We start from the raw sequence: 16,808 nt of genomic DNA, 5'->3' as shown, positions 1-16,808 counted from the left end.
ACCATCCACTCAGCGGTTGACCGTGCTCATGTCGGCGTACCGGGTGCCGGCGGTGAAGCCCTTCGGCGCGACCTCCTCGATACGGGCCAGGTCCTCACGCGTCAGCGTGACGTTCAGGGCGCCCACGTTCTCCTCCAGGTACGTGATGCGCTTGGTACCCGGGATCGGCACGATGTCCTCGCCCTGCGCCAGTACCCAGGCCAGCGCCAACTGGGCGGGCGTGCAGCCCTTCTCGGCGGCGATCTCCCGGATCTTCGCGACCACGTCGATGTTGCGCTGGAAGTTCTCACCCTGGAACCGCGGGTGGTTGCGGCGGAAGTCGTCCGCCGGGAGGTCCTCCGGGCGCTGGATACTGCCGGTGAGGAAGCCCCGGCCGAGCGGGCTGTACGCGACGAACCCGATGCCGAGCTCCCGTACGGTCGGCAGGATCTCGTCCTCCGGGTCGCGCGACCACAGGCTGTACTCGGTCTGAAGCGCCGTGATCGGGGATGTCGCGTGTGCGCGCCGGATCGTCTCGGGCGCGGCCTCCGACAGCCCGAGGTGGCGGATCTTGCCTTCCCGCTTCAGCTCCGCCATGGCGCCGACCGTCTCCTCGATCGGGACGGTGGGGTCGACGCGGTGCTGGTAGTACAGGTCGATGTGGTCCGTGCCCAGCCGCTGCAGGCTCGCGTCGCAGGCCGCTCGCACGTACTCGGGCCGGCCGTTGATCCCGACCCAGGAGCCGTCCTCGCGCCGCTCGTTGCCGAACTTGGTGGCGAGCACGACCTCGTCGCGCCGCCCGGCGATCGCCCGGCCGACCAGCCGCTCGTTGGTGAACGGTCCGTACATGTCGGCGGTGTCCAGGAAGGTGACGCCGAGGTCCAGGGCCCGGTGGATGACCTCGATCGACTCCCGCTCGTCGCCGGTGCCGTAGAACTCGCTCATGCCCATGCAGCCGAGGCCGATAGCAGAGACGGCGAGCCGGTCGGGGCCGAGGTAACGGGTCTGCATGTGGATCTCCTCCGGTGACGGGTGCACGTGTTTCGCTTACCCGGCTGGCGCGGACGCAACCATCGGCGCACGTCGTGCAAAAGATAACCGCGTGCAACTTCACTCAGCCTGGCCGGTGCCCTGCCGATGAGTCCCGACGAGCCGGGCTGCCGGTGAGCGTGACGACGGGGAAGGTGCGAAAGACCATGGCCAGCATGATCTCAACGGCGGACATCACGGTCCGCCGCAATCCCATCGCCGGTTGGTTCGCCGACCGCGGTACCACCGCGAAGTCCGCGATCCCGGTCGTGGTCATGGCGCTCGTCGCCGTCACCGTCAGCACGCTGTCACTGACGCGAATGTCAGCGGCGGACGACGACCTCAAGACGATGAAGACGAACCACGTCAACAGCATGCAGCAGCTCAGCGAGCTGCGGGGCGGCTTCGGCACCATGTTCCGGGGCCTGTTCCTGCTCGTCAACCAGGTCGGCGGCCTGCAGGCGCAGGGCAAGGAGAGCCTGCAGCGGGCCGACGCGCAGGTCAAGCAGGCGGTCGCGGAGTACCGCAGGCTCGCCGCCGGTTCCCCGGCACGGCTGGCGGGGATCGACAAGTTCGAGCGCGCCTGGAACGATCACCGCACGCTTCGCGACGTCATCTTCTTCCAGCAGGCGCCGCCGCCCGGCTGGACCATGCCGGCGCCGGACAAGATCACCGAAGGGTTCGTGGGTAACGAGGCCGCCATGGACCAGGCCCTGGCCGCCATGCAGAAGGCCGAGCACGACGAGGCCGACGCGCTGATCGCGGCCGCCGCCGACCGGTACGACACCGCCCGCAACCTGCTCATCGGCTCGCTCACCTTCGGCCTGCTGCTGGCCTTCGCGGTGGGCATCTGGTTCGCCCGGATGTCGCGGCGCCAGCTCGGCAGCGTCGTCGACGCGCTGAACGCCATCGGCGAGGGTGACCTGACCCGCAGGGCCGAGGTGTACTCCCGTGACGAACTGGGCCGGATCGCCACGTCGGTCAACCGCGCCAACGACGGCATCCGCTCGATCGTGGAGACCCTGACCACCGGCGCCCGTACCCTCGGCGCGACCTCGGAGAAGCTGGCCGGGGTGACGGCGCGCATCGGCGTCAGCGCCAAGGAGGCCGCCTCCCAGGCCGACGTGGTGGCCGGCGCCGCCGGCGGGGTGTCGAGCAACGTGCAGACCGTGGCCGCCGGCGCCGAGGAGATGGACGCCTCGATCCGCGAGATCGCCGAGAACGCCCACAGTGCGGCGCGGGTCGCCTCGGAGGCGGTCGGCGTGGCCGAGTCGACCAACCAGACGGTGTCCAAGCTCGGCGAGTCCTCGGCCGAGATCGGCAACGTCATCAAGGTGATCACCTCCATCGCGGAGCAGACCAACCTGCTGGCCCTCAACGCCACCATCGAGGCGGCCCGCGCCGGCGAGGCGGGCAAGGGCTTCGCCGTCGTGGCGAGCGAGGTCAAGGACCTCGCTCAGGAGACCGCCAAGGCGACCGAGGACATCTCCCGCCGGGTCGAGGCCATCCAGGCGGACACCACCAACGCGGTCGAGGCGATCGGCGAGATCGGCCGGATCATCGAGAAGATCAACGACTACCAGGTCACGATCGCCTCGGCGGTGGAGCAGCAGACCTCCACGACCAGCGAGATGAGCCGCAGCGTCGCCGACGCCGCCCACGGCGCGGCCGACATCGCCGGGAACATCGGTGGCGTGGCCTCCGCCACGCAGACCACCACGGCCAGCCTGACCGAGGCCGACCAGGCCGCGACCGAACTGGCCAACCTGGCCGCCGAGCTGCAGGCTGCGGTGGGGCGGTTCCGGGTCTGACGACTCCGACGACGGACGGCCGGCGTCACCCGCGCGGATAACGCGGGACGGCGCCGGCCGATGTCATTCGCCGGGGTACGGCGCCGGCCGATGTCATTCGCCGGGGTACGGCGCCGCGCGGCGGGCGGCGAGCGCCTTCACGTCCGCCGGCATCGCGTCGACCTCGCGCAGCCGGGGCAGCAGCTCGGGCTCGCGGGTCAGGGCCCGGAACGTCACGCCCACCGTCACGTTGTGCCCGGGCCGGTCGACCACGACGATCCGATCCCCGGCGCGGATCTGACCGGCGGTGACCACCCGCAGGTACGCGCCGGGGATCGCCCGGACCGTGAAGCGCTTGACCCACCGCTGCTCTGCCATCCACTGCGCGAACGTGCCGCACGGGATCCGCGGCACGGCGACCTCCAGGACGACCTGGTCACCGATGCGCCAGCGCTCACCGATCAGCGCCCCGGTGACGTCCAGCCCGGTGGTGGTCAGGTTCTCGCCGAACACCCCGTCGGGCAGCGTCCGGCCCAGCTCCGCCTCCCAGGCGTCGAGATCCTCCCGGGCGTACGCGTACACGGCCTGATCGTCTCCACCGTGGTGGGCGGTGTCGAAGATCCGGTCCCCCACCAGGCCACTGCCGAGCCCGGTGCCCTTCGGGCCGGGTGCGCGCACCTCGACCGGTCCGGTCGCCGGCCGCTTGTCGATGCCGGTTATCCCGACTCCCTTGGCGGGGTTGGGCCGGGGAACCGCGAGGTTGACCGAGATCAGATGCGCCACGGTCGCAGCCTAGGCCGCACCGCCCACCACGGACCAACGGATTACCCCGGATCGCCGCGGCCGCGGCATAAGGTGACCTCGTGACCGACCCCCTGATTCAGATCTCCCTCGTGTTGCTCGTGGACCGGTCCGGGGCGCTGCTGCTTCAACTGCGCGACAGCCAGGCGCCCAACTTCCCGGACAGGTGGGGTCTGCCGGGCGGGCACCGCGAGCCCGGCGAGTCGCCCGAGCAGGCGGCGCGGCGGGAACTGTGGGAGGAGGCGATGCTGCGCCCCGACGACGAGCTGGGCCTGTTCGAGGTGCAGACGTTGCCGGAGCACGGCCTGGTCAAGCACTACTTCTCCGGCTCCACCTGCGCGGTACCGGAGGACGTGATCCTCGGCGAGGGCGCCGCCATGGTCTTCGTTCCGGCCGCCGAGGCCTTCGACGGCCGGGAGTTCACCCCCGGCACCGTAGAGGTACTGACCCGGTTCCTGGCATCGGCCCAGTACGCCCGGCTGGCCGGCGGCGAACCGCAGCCGTACCCCGGCGATGACGACGACCGGTACGCCGACTGGACCTACCTGTCCGACCTGTACGTCTGCCCCCTCGCCGACGCCCACCGCACCTGCCACCGCCGCGCCGACCTGCTGCTGGCCCAGGGCCGCGACGACGCGCTGCGCGCGATGACGGACGAGGGGCACCGGTGCGCTTTCGTGCGCCTCATGCGGCTGCTGGTCGACACCAACCGGGTCGAGGACCTGCGACAGATCGCCGCCGCCGGTGACGATCGGGCGACGCTCACCCTGTACGAGTACCTGAGCCGCCGCTATGCCGGCGACGACCTGACCGCCGCGCTGCGCCGGGAGGCGACTGTCCTCCCCCGCATGAACCTGTGGCTCGCCGGCCGCCTCGCCGAGGCCCGCCGTACCGACGAGGCTCTCAGCCTGCTCGAAAACCTCACGGCAGACCCACGGTACGGCGACGAGGCGCGCCGGGTACGCCAGCGCATCCTCGCCGCCGGTCACGGACGGTAGACCTACTCGTCGTTCCCGGGCTCCGGCTCGGCGGCGTCGGTCGAGCGGGCCGACCGCCGGGCGCGCGCCATCAGCACCACGCAGCCGAGCGCGGCGACGACGAGGACGACGTGCAGCGTTACGGCCATGGCTGCACGCTATCGCGTCGCACCGTTCCCGATCGCATCGTCGCCGGCGGAGTTGAGGTGGTACGCCCGCTCCTCGGCAACCTCCTTGGCGAGCAGGAACCGTTCGGTCCAGTCGGCGGCCCCGTCCGGGATGCGCGCGACGACGTGCTCGTCGAGGAGCGGGCCGGCCGCCGCCGACAGGCTCACCGCGACGACGGTCTCGCCCCGCTCCTCGTAGTGGCGCAGCCGCCACCGTGCCTGCCGGTGCCGTCTGCGTTGGGCGCGCCGGCCGAGCGTGGTGGCCACCACGCCGACGCAGACGATCACGAGCAGCACCACGGTGAGCGCGAGGAGCAGGGCGAGCGCACGCACGGCGGACTCCGCTACCTGGTCGGGATGGCGGTGTTGGCGCCGGGCGCGTACGTGGTGAGCCCCGGCGGCAGCGCCTTGACGATGTCGATCTGCGAGCACGTCGGGCAGGCGTTGTAGCCTTCCTGGCGCTTCTTGTTGGCGTCCGCCTCGGCCTGCGCCTGGACCACCCGGGCCTGCGCCTCGCTCACCGCGGCGTACGCGGCCTGCGCCTTGTTCACCGCGTCCTGCACGGTCTGCGGCAGCGTGATGCGGGACAGGTTGAACTTGATGCCCTCGAAGAAGTCGCCGCCCAGCATCTCCCGGAGGTCACGCGGCAGACTGTTGTTCACCGCGTCCTGGACCTTCGCGATGTTCGTGTTGTTCTGGCCGCCGTTGGCGACCACCGCCGCGCCGGGGTTGGCCCCGGTCACATTGCCGTTCTGCACCAGCGCGCAGCTGGAGACGAGCTCGGCGCAGCGGAAGCTGCTGATCTGGATCCGCAGGTCGTTGTCGATGACCGGCCGCACGATCGCGTCGAGGAAGGTGCTCCAGCCCTCGTCGCTCTCGTACGGGTACCGCAGGTTGCCGTCGATGCCCCGGAACTGGCGCGTGCCGAACTTGTTGTCGAACTCCGTCATCGTCTTGGGGTCGAGATTCAGGGTGAAGTAGATGGTCCCCTCGATGCCCAGGTCGACGCCGTCGCTGGACGGGGTGCGCACCACGTCGACGCCCGTGCGCTCACCCCGGCCGGCGTCGGCGGTGATGGTGTAGAAGCGCTGCTGGGCCGGGTACTTGTGGGTGACCGACCAGAGGCCGGTCCAGGTCATGCCGGAGCCCGGCTGGATGACCTGGCGTACCCGGTTGTTGTCGAACCAGCCGCCGTTGCGGACCACGCCGATCTCGCCGCCGGTGGTCTTGTCGAAGCCGCCGAACACGCCCACCAGGCTGACGACCAGCACGACGGCGGCGATCATCCCGCCCACGACCATGCCGACGGCGGTGGCCGGCACGAACCGGCGCGGCGCGCGGCCGGAAAACTTGGGGACTGACATCTTCAATTCTCCAGGGCTACGACGGTGCCGAGGGTGGTCTCCCCGGCAGCGGCCGGGGAGACGGCTCACGCACCGCGACAGGCCCCGTCCGCACGACCATCACGGTGACATCACGGCGCAAGCGCGTATTCAGAAGGTCCTGGCGCCGCGACGCCACCGGGCGTCACCGGCCCGGTCGTCGCCCGAGCCGGTGGTCCAGAGCGGTGTGCCGCCGCCCCGCCCCGACGGTACGCACCGCGGCCGCGAGCGCCCGGCGGGAGCCCACGAGCACCACGAGCTTCTTGGCCCGGGTCACCGCGGTGTAGAGCAGGTTCCGTTGCAGCATCATCCAGGCGCTCGTGGTCAGCGGGATCACCACGGCCGGGTACTCCGAGCCCTGCGAGCGGTGGATGGTCATCGCATACGCGTGAGCCAGCTCGTCCAGCTCGTCGAAGTCGTACGTGATGGTCTCGTCCTCGTCGGTGCGGACCTCCAGCGTCTGGTCCTCCGTGGAGAGTGCGGTGACGACGCCGAGGGTGCCGTTGAAGACGCCCGCGGCGCCCTTGTCGTAGTTGTTTCTGATCTGGGTGACCTTGTCGCCGATGCGGAAGACCCGGCCGCCGGCGCGCCGTTCGGGCAGCCCCTCCCGGCCGGGGGTGAGCCGCTGCTGGAGGAGGGTGTTGAGCGCCCCGGCGCCGGCCGGCCCGCGGTGCATCGGCGCGAGGACCTGGATGTCGCGGCGCGGGTCGAACCCGAACTTGGCGGGCACCCGGTTGTAGGCGACGTCCACGGTCAGCGCCGCGGTGGCCTCGGTGTCGTCGCACGGGAACAGGAAGAAATCGCTCAGGCCGGTGGTGAGCGGCGGCTTCCCCGCGTTGATGCGGTGCGCGTTGGTCACCACGCCGGACTGCTGGGCCTGCCGGAAGACGCGGGTGAGCCGGACCCGTGGGATGGCGTCGGCGGTGAGCAGGTCGCGCAGCACCTCGCCGGCGCCGACCGAGGGCAGCTGGTCGACGTCGCCGACGAGCAGCAGGTGCGCGCCGGGCGGTACGGCCTTGACCAGCTTGTTGGCGAGGATCAGGTCGAGCATGGACGCCTCGTCCACGACGAGCAGGTCGACGTCGAGCGGGTTGTCGCGGTCGTAGGACGGATCTCCGCCGGGCCGCAACTGGAGCAGCCGGTGGACGGTGGCGGCCGGGTGGCCGGTCAGCTCGGACAGCCGCTTGGCCGCCCGCCCGGTCGGCGCGACGAGCGTGACCTTGGCCTTCTTCGCGGCGGCGAGGGTGACGATGGAGCGGACGGTGAAGCTCTTGCCGCACCCGGGGCCACCGGTGAGCACGGCGACCTTGCTGGTCAGCGCCTGCCGGACGGCCTCCTCCTGCTCGGGGGCGAGGTCGGTGCCGGTCCGGGTGTGCAGCCAGGCCAGCGCCCTGCCCCAGTCGACGTCGGCGAAGTGCGGCATCCGGTCGACGGGCTCGCTCAGCAACCGCAGCAGGCTGCCGGCCAGCGACATCTCGGCCCGGTGGAACGGCACCAGGTAGACCGCCGGCACCGGCCCGTCGGGTCCGGGCACCTCCTCCCGGACCACCCCCTCCTCGGCGACCAGTTCGTCGAGGCAGGTGCCGATCAGAACGGCGGGCACGTCGAGGATCTTGGCCGCGTCCGCGATCAGTTGCGGCTCGGGCAGGTAGCAGTGCCCGTTGTCGGTCGCCTCCGACAGCGTGTACTGGAGGCCGGCCTTGACCCGGTCGGGGCTGTCGTGCGGGATCCCCACCGCCCGGGCGATGGTGTCGGCGGTCTTGAAGCCGATGCCCCAGACGTCGGCGGCCAGCCGGTACGGCTCGTTCTTGACCACCGAGATCGAGCCGTCGCCGTACTGCTTGTAGATGCGCACGGCCAGCGAGGTGGAGACCCCCACGCCCTGGAGGAAGACCATCACCTCCTTGATGGCCTTCTGCTCGTCCCAGGCCGCGGTGATCTTCGCGGTGCGCTTCGGCCCGAGGCCGGGCACCTCGATCAGGCGCGCCGGCTCCTCCTCGATCACCCGCAGCGTGTCCAGGCCGAAGTGGGCGACGATCCGCTCGGCGAAGACCGGTCCGATGCCCTTGACCAGGCCGGAGCCCAGGTACCGCTGGATGCCCTGGATGGTGGCGGGTAGCACGGTGGTGTACGACTCGACCTCGAACTGCCGGCCGAACTTGGGGTGCGACGACCACCGGCCCACCAGCCGCAGGCTCTCCCCCGGCTGGGCGCCCAGCAGCGCGCCGACCACCGTCAACAGGTCCGAGGAGCGGTCGGTGGCGACCCGGGCCACGGTGTACCCGGTCTCCTCGTTGACGTAGGTCAGCCGCTCCAGCACCGCGTCCAGCACGGCACCGGGCGGTCGCGCGGTCGTCGTCACGGCCACCATCCTGCCGACGACCACCGACGAAATTCCAGTCACCAGCGCCGCTGCCCCGGCAAACGGGACTAAAGGGTCAGCGACCGGCGGTTACCGCAGCAGCGGACCGGCGTCGGCGCGTTCACCCGTTCGGGGGATCGATGACTGTCAGAACGGTCACGGCCGTTGCACCGCGCGTACCCCCACGGATAAACATTCACACCGGTTAGCGCGGCCGTTCGGCCGCGGAAGGTAGGGATGCCATGAAACGGGCCCGTATGGCCGGACGCGCGCCACGATCCGTCGTCGCCGTCGCCACCATGCTCGTCGTCGTCGCGCTCGGCACCACCCCGGCCGACGCCGCGACTCCTACCAGCGGAACGGTCTCCACCGCCAGCCCGGACCTCACCTGGAACGGCGGCCCGTTCGCGGTACCCAACGCCACGGCCACCACGGGCACCCTGGCGTGCAACGCCGCGACCGTCTGCGACGACTACACGCTCGACGTCGACGTTCCGGCCGGGTACGACGCCGACCACGACCTGAAGATCACGGTCGGCTGGCCGAAGTCCGCCGCCGACTTCGACGTGTACCTGCTCGACAGCGCCGGCGCCGAGGTGGCGCAGGCGGCGTCGAACGCGGATCCGGAGATCCTGGTGGTACCACCGGTCGCCGGCACGTACACGGTCCGGGTGGTGCCGTTCAACCCCCTCGGCGACGGCTACACCGCGAAGGCAGAACTGGTCGCGAAGCCGGCTGCCCCGGCGCCCGGCCCGACGGGCGCGACCTCGTTCACCAACTACCCGGCCCCGGACTCGCTGCCGCAGGCGCACAACGCCGGTGAACCGTCGATCGGGGTGAACTGGAAGACCGGCAAGGTCATGTACCAGGCGTACACCGACACGTACCGGGTGAGCTTCGACGACACGGCGAAGGCCACCTGGGAGAACAAGAGCGCCGGCCTGCCGAAGTGCACCGCGGTCAGGTCCCTGGACCCGATCCTGTTCACCGACCACGACACCGGCCGTACGTTCGAGTCGCAGTTGGCCGGCAAGGCGTCCCTGACCTGCTTCACCGACGACGACGGCGAGACCTGGACGCCGTCGCAGGGCGGCGGCCTCAACTCGGGCGTCGACCACCAGACGATCGGCGGCGGCAGGTACTCGGCGAACGGCGTCGGCGGCACCCCGCTGTACCCGAACGCGGTCTACTACTGCTCGCAGGACATCGCCGACGCGCTCTGCTCGACCAGTCGGGACGGCGGTCTGACGTTCGGCCCGGCGGTACCGATGTACACCCTGCTGGACTGCGGCGGCCTGCACGGCCACGTGAAGGTCGCGCCGGACGGCACGGTCTACGTGCCCAACAAGGGCTGCGGCGCCAACCAGGCGGTCGCGGTCTCCTCAGACAACGGCACGACCTGGCAGGTGCGCAAGGTGCCGACCAGCGCGCCCGCCGACAGCGACCCGGCGGTCGGCATCGGCGCCGACGGCACCGTCTACTTCGGATACCAGAACGCGGACGGCCACCCGCGCGTCGCGATCTCCCACGACAAGGGCGCGACCTGGGAGAACGACCAGGACGTCGGCGCGGCGCTGGGCATCAGGAACACGGTGTTCCCGGCCATGGTGGCCGGGGACGGCGATCGCGCCGCGTTCGCCTTCATCGGTACCCCGACCGGCGGCAACTACCAGGACACCGCGAACTTCACGGGCGAGTGGCACCTGTACGTGGCCGCCACGTACGACGCCGGCAAGACGTGGTCGTTGACCGACGCCACGCCGAACGACCCGGTGCAGAAGGGCTCCATCTGCACCGGCGGCACCACCTGCGGCAACGATCGCAACCTGCTCGACTTCATGGACGTGCAGATCGACAAGCAGGGCCGGATCCTGGTCGGGTACGCCGACGGCTGCACCGCAGCGTGCGCGACCGGTGGCGCGCAGAACTTCGACTCGCTCGCCACGATCGCCCGGCAGAGCGGCGGGAAGACGCTGTTCGCCGCCAACGACGCGGCCTCCCCCGCAACGTCTCCACGGTGAGGTCCTGGACGTGAAGCAACTCGCCACACTCGTCGGCGCGCTGGTCGCCGCCGCAGCCCTCACCGGCTGCGGCGGCGTCACCAAGGGAAAACCGCTGCCTGCCGAGGCCGCCGGGTCCGGGGCGGTCGGCTGCGCGGGTACGGCCAGCCCGGCGCCGGTGCCCACCGCCTTCCCCCACGAGGTTCCGATACCGCCGAAAGCGGTCGTCACCGGCTACGAGGAGCGTTCAGGTGGGCGGCAGATCGTGACGGCGGTGGCGCCGGGCAGGTTCCGCGACACCCTCGCGTTCATGCAGCAGGCGTACCCGTCAGCGGGCCTCGACCTGAGCGCCGGCGAGGTCGAGGACCGGGACGCCGAGTCGAACTACTCGGGTCGCGGCCTGAAGGGCCGCTGGACGCTGCGTGAGGTGTCCGGCTGCCATGGCGACACCCTGGTCACGGTACTGGTCGCCAAGGCCTGACCCGTTCCCCCTACCGTGCGCCGGTCCTATCCTGCCGACCACCCCCGGCGATGGTCACCGCTGAAGCATGAAGACCGGTATCCGGCCTGGCCACTCACCCGTTCGGGCCAGGGCGGATGATCCGGATGGTGAGATCCGTTACACCCTTCCGGGGAATCCGATAAATATTCATACCGGTTAGCGTGGGCCGCTCCGCGGCGAAAGGCAGGATGTATGAGACCACCGCGCATGTCCGCACGGGTGCCCCGGCGACTGGCCGCCGTCACCGCCGTGTTCCTCGTCGCCCTCGCCGGCGCGACCAGGGCAGAGGCCGCCACGACCGGTGCCGCCACGGTGTCGCCGACCAACTCGTCCAGCACCTGGAACGGCGGCCCGTACCTGATGCCCAACCTGTCGACGTACGTCGGCGACCCGGTGTGCAATCAGGTGATGCGCTGCGACGACGTCACCCTCACCGTCGACGTGCCGTCGGGGTACGCCGCCGGTCACGACCTGCAGGTCGCCGTCGGCTGGTCGGCCAGCGTCGCGGACTACGACCTGTACCTGTACGACAGCGCCGGCAGGGAGGTGGCACGGGCGACGTCGAACGCCGACCCGGAGATGCTCTTCGTGCCGCCGGTGTCCGGCCGGTACACGGTCCGGGTCGTGCCGTCCAATCCACTCAACCAGCCCTACTGGGCCGCCGCCGCCCTGGTGTCCAAGTAGGCGGTCAACTGACACCCTGCGCGGAGTTCACGCGGGGCCTGATGCGGGACCGACGATGCCCGTGGCCGAGGTCTACGATGCGGCGGGATCTCGACCATGGGGAGACGGCGATGACGAGCTGGCGGGCGCGCTGGACCGGCGGCGTGGTGGCGTTGTGCCTGCTCGCACTCACCGCGTGTAGCCGGCCGGCCGGTGTGGACGGCGACCTCACCGGCCACTGGTCGGCGTTCCCCGAGCCGAAGGTACCGGTCCCCGTCGCCTTCGAGTGCCACATCGGAAACATCGGCGCCGGGAACACCTCCAACCTGCCCGTCGTGCCTGCCGACTGCTCCGACTCGCACACGCTCGAGGTGGTGTATGTGGGACGGTTCGGCGCCGCCGCCTCGGCCGCCGGCGATCCGCCCGCCCGCGACAGCGATGACTCTCGAGCGGCGTACGCCGAATGCGACCGGGCCGCCCGTGACTACCTCGGTGGCGACTGGCACGACGGCCGGCTGTTCCTGCACTACTCGCCGCCCACGAATTCGACGTGGGACGGGGGCTCCAGGTTCTTCTCCTGTTCGCTGGTGGAGCTCGCAAGCATGCAGGGCGAGGTGCGGGGCCGGTCCGGCAGCCTCAAGGGGGCCCTCAGCGGCGACCGGCCACTGGCGATGCGCTGCTTCAACGAGGTGGGCACCAAGGACGCCGACGGCTTCTACAACCCGGTGGACGATGCCCTGCCGGTCGACTGCGGCATCGCGCACAGTGCCGAGTACGCCGGGACGTACCACCCACCGGACCTGATCTACCCCGTGACCGACAAGGCCCTGGACCGGATGCGGTTCGACGGATGCGATCAGGTGGTCGCCGGCTTCCTCGGTATGCCCCTGAACGCGTTGGATGCCCGCCCGGACATCACCTCACTCGCGTGGGGTCCGGACAAGAACCAGTGGCAGCTCGGCGACCGGTCGGTCACCTGCCTGGTCACCGTCTCCACCAAGCACCTGGTACGCGGCTCCCTCAAGCAGCTCGGCCAGCGCCCCCTCCCCTGATCACCGGGACAGGGCGAACGCGGCGAGGTTGACGGAGACCAGCTCGGGCCGGCCGCCGTTCTGGTCCGGGGCGGCGGTCAGCACGTCGAGGTGGTGGTACCCGGGCGCGATGACCGTCGTACCGTGCGCCGGCGTGCCGTTGCCGACGACCAGCCCCTCCCCTCCGAGCAGGTTGATGGTGGGGTTGGCCTCGATCCCGCCGGTGTGCACCACGTGCCGGGAGATCTGCGGCGAGCTCGCCTGGTAGATGTCGGTGACCAGCTTGGTCGGGAAGTAGTGCTCGGTGAAGTCGAGCGGGTGCTCCGACAGGCTGCGCGCCAGCTCCTGGATGTCGGTGACCTCCCGCGCCTCGGTGGTGAACGGCGCACCGTCCCGGCCGGCGTAGGCCGGGTCGTCCGGCGCGCCGACCCGGTTGTAGTTGCGCCAGGTGTACAGCGGCCCGTGCGGGGAGTCCGGGATCGCCTTGCGGCTGGTACCGAACTGGCCCTGAAGCTGCCGCAGCTCGGCGACCCGGGTCACGTCGTACGGCACCGGGAAGTCCTTGTCCACGATCCGGCCGCCGTCGAAGAAGCCGGCGCTGGTCTGGAGGAAGGCCAGCGGTTGGGAGTTGTCGTCCAGCAGCGCACCGAGGGCCACCTGGTTGGTGAGGTTGAAGTCCTTTGTGGACGGCGTGCCGGTGAGGAAGGTCAGGTGGTCCTTGGAGAACAGCAGCCGCTGGGTGGTGTCGAGGTTGACGTTCGACGGAAGGTAGGTCACCAGGTCGGAGCGCCCGCCCGGGTTGACGGTGGCGGCCAGCCCCGCGAGGCCGAGGACGTTCATCGTCTCGGCGTTGATCAGGGCGGGCAGCGAGATCGTACGGGGCAGCAGCCCGGTGTCCAGCCCCGCCTGCATGGCCACGTAGCCGATGCCGGGGTCCGGCACCATCTGCGTCGAGCGCAGGCCGTTGAGGTCGCTCAGCGAGGTCGCGATCGTACTGTCGAGGGCGAAGTAGCCGGAGCACTGGTTGTAGCCGGCGTCCGCGACGGTGGCCGGGTTGCCGTCGAAGTCCCACTCGGCGAAGAAGCCGGTGAGCACGCCGCCCAGGGAGTGCCCGCCGCAGAGCACCTTCTGCTTGCGCAGTCCCTGGTCGGGCAGTTCCGCGACCATCAGGTCGTACTGGTCGCGGACGGTCTGCTCCAGCCCGACCCGGGCCAGCCAGCCGACCTGGCCGTTGCCCAGGTAGCCGGCGAAGGTGCGGCCGTCGATCTCCTTGTGGCGGTAGTAGTAGTCGATCGCGACGTGCGGGTCGCGGGCGGCGAGGCCGGCCCGCAGGCCGGTGGAGTCCTCCAGGCAGTTGGACCGCCGGTCGAGGGCCCAGAACTCCAGGTACCGGCCCGAGCCGGCGGCCTGCACGATGGTGTCGCGCGCGAGGCTGTCGAACGCCCCGGCGCCCTCCAGGATGCCGGGCTGCGCGATGAGGATCTTGTCCGCACCCGCCGACCGGGCCGGGCCGTTCGCGTGCCGGAACCGCAGGTAGGACAGCCAGTCGCAGGCCTGCGGGTGCGGGCCGGCCGACGCGGGCAGCGGTACCTTGACCCGTACCACCGACTCCACCACGCTGCTGATCGGCGAACTCGTCGAGACGGGGGTCTCCACCCGGCCGGTGTCCGCGTGCGCCGGTCCGGCCGCGGCCGGGACGACAGCGGCCGAACCGGCGACCAGCGCGACGACGACGGCGCGGCGGACCAGACGACTACGTTGCATGGGGGCCTCCATGGTCAACAAAGAGGACGCAGTGGACGGTGTGCCTCATCCCCGCAATGCGAACATGATTCGCTAAGATAGCGATCGATGTTCGCAACGGTCAATGCGGCGCGGCCCGGCTCACCCGCCTGGTGGCGAGCCCGCTACCAGCGGCGGCTGCGGGCGCGCGGCCGGGGCCTGACCATCGAGCGGATCTGCGAGGCCGCACTCGCGGTCCTGGACTCCGAAGGGCTGCCGGAGCTGACCATGCGCCGGCTCGCCGACGAACTGGGCACCGGCCCCGCCTCGCTGTACCGGCACGTCACCAGCCGGGAGGAACTCCTGGTGGAGGTGGCGGACCGGGTCCTCGGGGAGCTGACCGAGCCCGACGAGGCGCTGGGCTGGCGCGACGCCGTCGAGCACCTCGCGCACGACCTCCGCCGGGTGCTGCTCACCCATCAGGCGGTCGTCCTCGTCATTGCCAGGTCGCCGCTGCTGGGCCCGAACGCGATGCGCATCCGCGAACTGTTCTGGCGGGCCATGGACTCCGACGGCTGCGACGCGCGGTTCGCCGTCCAGACGTACTTCACCGTGGTGCACTTCGTCGTCTGCTCGGCGCTGTTCACCGCGGGGACCGCCCACCACCGCGCGGCGGGCGAGCCGACCGGGCTGAGCACGCTGCTGGACGTCCTGCCGGCCCGCCAGTACCCGACGGTGTTGAGGTTCAGCGAGTACGGCGACAAGCCGGACCCCGACTACGACTTCGACTTCGGGCTGCGCGCACTGCTCGACGGCCTGGACCGCTCCCGGTAGCGGTTCGGCCGCACGGTGGATATTGAAGACAGCGACTTGCGTCAATACTGGATCCGTTGCGACGACGTGAGGAGCGTGGAGTGGAACTGCCGACCTGGGTTCCGGAGGGCGTCAACGTCACGGTGCCGAACGCCGCCCGCGTGTACGACTACGCACTGGGTGGCTACCACAACTTCACCGTCGACCGGGACTTCCTGCACCAGGCGGAGGCGATGATGCCCGGGCTCGTCCCGATGGCCCACGCCAACCGCGCATACCTGGGGCGGGTGGTCCGCTGGCTGGCCGCGGCCGGCGTACGCCAGTTCCTCGACATCGGCTCGGGAATACCGACCCTGGGCAACGTGCACGAGGTGGCTCAGGCAGCGGCGCCCGACAGCCGGGTGATGTACGTCGACATCGACCCGGTCGCGGTCGCGCACGGACGGGCCATCCTGGCCGACAACCCGCGGGCCACGGCCATCGAGGGCGACCTGCGCCGGCCGGCCGACATCCTCAACCACCCCGAGGCCCTCAACCTGCTCGACCTCTCCGAACCGGTGGCCGTACTGCTGAACGCGGTGCTGCACTTCGTCTCCGACGACGAGGATCCGGCCGGCATCGTCGCCAGCATCCGCGACGCGCTGGTGTCCGGGAGCTACTTCGCCGTGTCGCACGTCGCCCCGTCCGGAGGGTACGACACCGAGGAGGAGAGCCTTCGCAGGCTCTACGAGCGCACCCCCACCCCGTTCTACCTGCGTACGCCCGATCAGGTGGCGTCGATACTCAACGGGCTCGAGATCGTCGACCCGGGGGTCGTGTCCATCCTCGACTGGCACCCCGACCCGGAGGAGGAGGCCGACGACAGGCCGGAGCTGGCGGTACTGGGCGCGGTCGGCCGCAAGCCCTGATCAGCTCGTCGGGCTCGGCACCGGGCGTCCGCTCGGCCGCAACGGCTCACACGCCTTCATGGCCGCCGTCACCTTCGGGTCGGCCTGGTCGAGCCCGCCCGGCCCGGCCGACATCGTCACCCCGTGATCGGACAGACAGTTGCGGTACGCGGTGATGGCCCCGTTGTCGCGGTTACCGGACCGGGTGCCCGGGCTGGGCCGCAGCGACGCGCACGCCTGCTGCGCCTGCTGCCAGGTCGCCGCGTCGACGCCGGATGGCGGCTGGTCCCCGTTGCCGAAACCACCGAACCGGCCGGGCTGGCGGCTCGGTGCCCCGCTGGGCCGGGCACTGGGCCGGTTCCCGCGCGGGAAGGCCGACGGCAGGGTGACGCCGTGCCGGCTCAGACAGTCCACGTACGCCTGGATACCGGCCCGACCAGAGCCGCCGGCAGGGGCGCCCGCCGAGGACGGTGACCCGGACCCACACCCAGCCACCGCGCCCACGCCGGCCAGAACCAGCAGCCCAGCGGCAGCACGTACCCGGTTTCGCACCGTGACCTCCGATTGATGGCCGAGGGCGTACGACGTGCACAGCAAAACCACACCTGCTGGGGATTGCGTCAGACCGACCTCGGAATCGGCTGGGAGTCGCCTCGCAGCCGGCGCTTTGAGGCTTCTCTGAGGTACGCCTGAGCCAACGGCG

Annotated in this window: 16 protein-coding genes; 8 read left to right on the top strand and 8 right to left on the bottom strand. The window is 70.9% G+C overall.

Annotated elements, in window-relative coordinates:
* Nucleotides 1–9: 9 nt before the first annotated feature.
* Nucleotides 10–990 carry an aldo/keto reductase gene (locus tag Pme01_RS12440; protein ID WP_168115549.1) on the bottom strand — a complete coding sequence of 327 codons (981 nt, stop codon included), beginning with the start codon at nucleotides 988–990 and terminating at the stop codon, nucleotides 10–12.
* A 194-nt stretch (nucleotides 991–1,184) separates the two neighbouring features.
* On the opposite strand from Pme01_RS12440, the gene Pme01_RS12435 reads away from it, so the two are divergent.
* A complete protein-coding gene (locus Pme01_RS12435; protein ID WP_239088189.1) occupies nucleotides 1,185–2,819 on the top strand; it encodes a methyl-accepting chemotaxis protein in 1,635 nt (544 codons plus the stop codon).
* Between the two features lie 93 nt (nucleotides 2,820–2,912).
* Here the strand turns inward: Pme01_RS12435 and Pme01_RS12430 are convergent, their stop codons facing one another.
* Entirely contained in the window at nucleotides 2,913–3,581 is a 669-nt protein-coding gene (locus Pme01_RS12430) for an MOSC domain-containing protein (protein WP_203935577.1), read from the bottom strand.
* Between the two features lie 80 nt (nucleotides 3,582–3,661).
* Between Pme01_RS12430 and Pme01_RS30920 the strand changes: the two genes are divergently transcribed.
* Nucleotides 3,662–4,597 carry an NUDIX domain-containing protein gene (locus Pme01_RS30920; protein ID WP_239088188.1) on the top strand — a complete coding sequence of 312 codons (936 nt, stop codon included), beginning with the start codon at nucleotides 3,662–3,664 and terminating at the stop codon, nucleotides 4,595–4,597.
* Between the two features lie 2 nt (nucleotides 4,598–4,599).
* Here Pme01_RS30920 and Pme01_RS31460 read toward each other — a convergent pair whose 3' ends face one another.
* The 4 genes from Pme01_RS31460 to recD2 all read right to left on the bottom strand — a co-directional run bounded on the left by Pme01_RS31460 (nucleotide 4,600) and on the right by recD2 (nucleotide 8,496).
* Entirely contained in the window at nucleotides 4,600–4,725 is a 126-nt protein-coding gene (locus Pme01_RS31460; protein ID WP_275408520.1) for a hypothetical protein, read from the bottom strand.
* Nucleotides 4,726–4,734: 9 nt separating this feature from the next.
* Nucleotides 4,735–5,076: a hypothetical protein gene (locus Pme01_RS12415; RefSeq protein ID WP_168115551.1), complete on the bottom strand. Its 342-nt coding sequence runs from the start codon at nucleotides 5,074–5,076 to the stop codon at nucleotides 4,735–4,737.
* A gap of 11 nt (nucleotides 5,077–5,087) precedes the next feature.
* Nucleotides 5,088–6,107, bottom strand: coding sequence for an SPFH domain-containing protein (locus Pme01_RS12410; RefSeq protein ID WP_239088187.1), 1,020 nt, complete (start codon nucleotides 6,105–6,107; stop codon nucleotides 5,088–5,090).
* A 163-nt stretch (nucleotides 6,108–6,270) separates the two neighbouring features.
* Nucleotides 6,271–8,496, bottom strand: a complete 2,226-nt coding sequence (gene recD2, locus Pme01_RS12405) for an SF1B family DNA helicase RecD2 (RefSeq protein WP_168115650.1) — start codon at nucleotides 8,494–8,496, stop codon at nucleotides 6,271–6,273.
* 233 nt (nucleotides 8,497–8,729) lie between these two features.
* On the opposite strand from recD2, the gene Pme01_RS12400 reads away from it, so the two are divergent.
* The 4 genes from Pme01_RS12400 (at nucleotide 8,730) to Pme01_RS12385 (ending at nucleotide 12,704) form a co-directional block, all read left to right on the top strand.
* A complete protein-coding gene (locus Pme01_RS12400; protein WP_168115552.1) occupies nucleotides 8,730–10,508 on the top strand; it encodes a hypothetical protein in 1,779 nt (592 codons plus the stop codon).
* A 10-nt stretch (nucleotides 10,509–10,518) separates the two neighbouring features.
* Nucleotides 10,519–10,968, top strand: a complete 450-nt coding sequence (locus tag Pme01_RS12395; protein ID WP_168115553.1) for a hypothetical protein — start codon at nucleotides 10,519–10,521, stop codon at nucleotides 10,966–10,968.
* Nucleotides 10,969–11,196: 228 nt separating this feature from the next.
* Entirely contained in the window at nucleotides 11,197–11,673 is a 477-nt protein-coding gene (locus Pme01_RS12390; protein ID WP_168115554.1) for a hypothetical protein, read from the top strand.
* 110 nt (nucleotides 11,674–11,783) lie between these two features.
* The gene (locus Pme01_RS12385; protein ID WP_168115555.1) at nucleotides 11,784–12,704 is read left to right on the top strand and encodes a septum formation family protein; all 921 of its coding nucleotides are present in this window, start codon (nucleotides 11,784–11,786) and stop codon (nucleotides 12,702–12,704) included.
* Here the strand turns inward: Pme01_RS12385 and Pme01_RS12380 are convergent, their stop codons facing one another.
* Entirely contained in the window at nucleotides 12,705–14,447 is a 1,743-nt protein-coding gene (locus Pme01_RS12380; protein WP_203935576.1) for a hypothetical protein, read from the bottom strand. It abuts the gene before it with no gap.
* Between the two features lie 87 nt (nucleotides 14,448–14,534).
* Here Pme01_RS12380 and Pme01_RS12375 point away from each other — a divergent pair, with 87 nt between their 5' ends.
* Together Pme01_RS12375 and Pme01_RS12370 are read left to right on the top strand one after the other, a co-directional pair.
* A complete protein-coding gene (locus tag Pme01_RS12375; protein ID WP_168115556.1) occupies nucleotides 14,535–15,239 on the top strand; it encodes a TetR/AcrR family transcriptional regulator in 705 nt (234 codons plus the stop codon).
* A gap of 80 nt (nucleotides 15,240–15,319) precedes the next feature.
* A complete protein-coding gene (locus Pme01_RS12370; RefSeq protein WP_168115557.1) occupies nucleotides 15,320–16,126 on the top strand; it encodes an SAM-dependent methyltransferase in 807 nt (268 codons plus the stop codon).
* Here Pme01_RS12370 and Pme01_RS12365 read toward each other — a convergent pair whose 3' ends face one another.
* Nucleotides 16,127–16,519 (bottom strand): hypothetical protein, encoded by a 393-nt coding sequence (locus Pme01_RS12365; protein WP_168115558.1) that lies wholly within the window; start codon nucleotides 16,517–16,519, stop codon nucleotides 16,127–16,129.
* Nucleotides 16,520–16,808: the final 289 nt, after the last annotated feature.

It is taken from the genome of Planosporangium mesophilum (assembly GCF_016863255.1).
Taxonomy (GTDB): Bacteria; Actinomycetota; Actinomycetes; order Mycobacteriales; family Micromonosporaceae; genus Planosporangium; species Planosporangium mesophilum.
The sequence above is the reverse complement of the archived record's forward strand: the minus strand, read 5'-3'. Positions and strand labels throughout refer to the sequence as shown.

Excerpts from the sequence above, each read along its gene's own strand:
- Pme01_RS12385 (WP_168115555.1), top strand. The coding sequence starts at position 11,784 with ATGACGAGCTGGCGGGCGCGCTGGACCGGCGGCGTGGTGGCGTTGTGC.
- Pme01_RS12440 (WP_168115549.1), bottom strand. The coding sequence starts at position 990 with ATGCAGACCCGTTACCTCGGCCCCGACCGGCTCGCCGTCTCTGCTATC.
- Pme01_RS12375 (WP_168115556.1), top strand. The coding sequence starts at position 14,535 with ATGTTCGCAACGGTCAATGCGGCGCGGCCCGGCTCACCCGCCTGGTGG.
- Pme01_RS12410 (WP_239088187.1), bottom strand. The coding sequence starts at position 6,107 with ATGTCAGTCCCCAAGTTTTCCGGCCGCGCGCCGCGCCGGTTCGTGCCG.
- recD2 (WP_168115650.1), bottom strand. The coding sequence starts at position 8,496 with ATGGTGGCCGTGACGACGACCGCGCGACCGCCCGGTGCCGTGCTGGAC.
- Pme01_RS12435 (WP_239088189.1), top strand. The coding sequence starts at position 1,185 with ATGATCTCAACGGCGGACATCACGGTCCGCCGCAATCCCATCGCCGGT.
- Pme01_RS31460 (WP_275408520.1), bottom strand. The coding sequence starts at position 4,725 with ATGGCCGTAACGCTGCACGTCGTCCTCGTCGTCGCCGCGCTCGGCTGC.
- Pme01_RS12390 (WP_168115554.1), top strand. The coding sequence starts at position 11,197 with ATGTCCGCACGGGTGCCCCGGCGACTGGCCGCCGTCACCGCCGTGTTC.
- Pme01_RS12380 (WP_203935576.1), bottom strand. The coding sequence starts at position 14,447 with ATGCAACGTAGTCGTCTGGTCCGCCGCGCCGTCGTCGTCGCGCTGGTC.
- Pme01_RS12400 (WP_168115552.1), top strand. The coding sequence starts at position 8,730 with ATGAAACGGGCCCGTATGGCCGGACGCGCGCCACGATCCGTCGTCGCC.